This window comes from Wolbachia endosymbiont of Pentalonia nigronervosa (assembly GCF_014534705.1).
In the GTDB taxonomy this organism is placed as follows: domain Bacteria; phylum Pseudomonadota; class Alphaproteobacteria; order Rickettsiales; family Anaplasmataceae; genus Wolbachia.
Window position 1 is genome coordinate 1 of the sequence record NZ_JACVWV010000117.1, and the last position, 2,480, is coordinate 2,480.

Sequence of the window (2,480 nt, forward strand, 5' to 3'; positions counted from 1 at the left end):
GTTCGCCCTATCCACATCACTGCTGCTATGAACTTTCTGTTGTCCTTTGCACTCCTTCCACTATCCCCTTTCTTTCCGGGTAAACTCTCCTTTATCCTTTCCCATTGCTTATCTTTTAAGTCGTATAACATCCTTAGCTTCTCTCAAAAATTGTTATTATAACTCCTTTCTTTTTGAATGTCTACACTACCTAGAAGAGAGGAAAATTGCCGACAGCAGGATAAAAAAATACAACCATGTGATCTATATTAGTGTTGCAGTATGTGCAATAGCATTAGTGACGATTTATCCTCAGATGATAGTTGCAATAGTGGTAGGAGTATTTGCACTTATCGTAGCAATAGTAATGAGTAATTTGACGCAAAAGTACATAGAAGAAGAATTGCAAAAGAAAATGTCAATTGAGTTAGAAAGTGAAAGAGAGAGTCAAACTACATCAAGTAATGTTGAAATACAAAGTGAGGAGGAGGAAGATTTTGTAGACCACAAGATAGAAGAACCTGTTTTGTCCAGAGCAAGCAATGAACAATCAATAGCATTATGATATACGCAACAGCTTTCTATGCAGGATTAAAGCCAGATCCATTATTAAAGGTGTCAGAATGGGCAGATGAGTATAGAGTTCTTTCACAAACAGCATCATCAGAACCAGGAAAATGGAGAACAGAGAGAACTCCTTATTTAAAGGAAATAATGATCACCTTCATCACCAATTGAAAAAGTAATCTTTATGAAAGGGGCCCAGATTGGAGGAACAGAAGCAGGGAACAACTGGATAGGCTATATTATTGACCAAACACCAGGTCCAATGTTAGTGGTACAGCCAACTGTAGAGATGGGAAAACGCTGGTCTAAAGGAAGATTTGCCCCACTTATTGATAGCACACCATGTTTAAAAGATAAAGTAAAAGACCCAAGATCAAGAGATTCAGGCAATACGGTACAGAGTAAAGAGTTTCCCGGTGGGATTGTGGTAATAACTGGGGCGAACAGCAGCGTAGGACTGAGGTCTATGCCAGTAAAATATCTTTTCCTCGATGAAATTGATGCGTATCCAGGAGATTCAGGTGGTGAAGGAGATCCAGTTTTGCTCAGCATAGCCCGAACTAATACATTTACGCGGCGAAAGATATTTTTGGTCTCAACCCCAACAGTGCATGGAATCAGTAGAATTGAAAAAGAGTTCGAAGCTTCAGATAAAAGGTATTTCTTTGTACCTTGCCCGCATTGTAATCATTATCAAGTTTTAAAGTGGACGCAAGTAAAATGGGAAGATAAAGACCCAAGAACAGCGCACTATGTGTGTATAGAGTGTAACGGCAAAATAGAAAATCATCAAAAAACCGAGATGCTTTCACGTGGAGAATGGAGAGTAACGAACGAAACGAAAGGTGGAAAGATAGCAGGGTTTCATATTTCAAGTCTTTACAGTCCAGTTGGTTGGTATAGTTGGAGTCAAGCAGTAGAAGATTTTCAGCATGCAAAAGAAAATGAGCAATTACTGAAGGTCTGGATAAATACTACTTTAGGAGAGACTTGGGTTGATAAAGGAGAAGTACCAGACTGGAGGCACTTATTTGAGAGAAGAGAGTCATATCTTATTGGAACAGTACCAAAAGGAGAAGTAGTCCTTACTGCAGGTGTTGATGTACAAAAAGACAGAATAGAAGTAGAGGTTGTAGCTTGGGGAAGAAATCGTGAAAGTTGGTCAATAGATTATCAGGTATTTGAAGGAGACCCTGGAAAAGAATTTGTATGGAACAAACTTTCAGAGTTACTGAATCATCATTTTCTTGGTTCAGATGGTCTTGAATATACAATTAGCATGATGGCAGTAGATGCAGGATACGCAACGCAGGAAGTATACAATTGGTTGAGAAGCCAGCAGAGCTCTGGTAAAGTAATGGCAGTAAAGGGAGTGAACAAAGCCCTAGTACCGCTTAATAGCCCAAGTAGAGTTGATGTGACAGTGGCAGGTAAAAAGCTCTACAGAGGCATGAAACTCTGGCCAGTTGGAGTATCAATATTAAAGTCGGAGTTATTTCAACTACTCACGAGACGGCGAAAAAGCTCCAGCAGGATATTGCCATTTTCCAGAGTATGCGCCTGAGTATTTTAAACAACTGACTGCGGAACAATTAATTACCAAAGTAGTGAAAGGCTATACTAAGCAGGAGTGGCAGAAGATAAGAGACCGCAATGAAGCACTTGATTGTAGGATTTACGCCAGAGCAGCATCTATAGCCCTTGGGATTGATCGTTGGCAAGAGAGTAAATGGGGTAGTTTGAGTGAAAAGACTGAGAGCAAAAAGCCAAAGAAAATAGTCAAAAGTAAATGGATAGAAAATGTACACTGAAGAATATTTAGCTCAAGTTGAGCAAGCAATTCAGAAACTGCAAAACGGCAGGAGAGTGGTATCAATTGCTTATGGTGACCATGTGGTGAGATATGCAGAGGTGCAGATAAATGATCTTTTGAG

At 39.7% G+C, this 2,480-nt stretch carries 1 protein-coding gene and 2 pseudogenes; all 3 read left to right on the forward strand.

From position 1 onward, the window contains the following. Positions 1-238: 238 nt before the first annotated feature. Positions 239-544 carry a hypothetical protein gene (locus IC220_RS06985; protein WP_188153727.1) on the forward strand — a complete coding sequence of 102 codons (306 nt, stop codon included), beginning with the start codon at positions 239-241 and terminating at the stop codon, positions 542-544. Then, positions 541-2,357: pseudogene (locus IC220_RS06990) on the forward strand (phage terminase large subunit family protein). The gene IC220_RS06985 and the pseudogene IC220_RS06990 overlap by 4 nt, the downstream one beginning before the upstream one ends. Next, positions 2,347-2,480, forward strand: a pseudogene (locus IC220_RS06995) (gpW family protein); the annotation flags it as partial. The pseudogenes IC220_RS06990 and IC220_RS06995, both read left to right, overlap by 11 nt.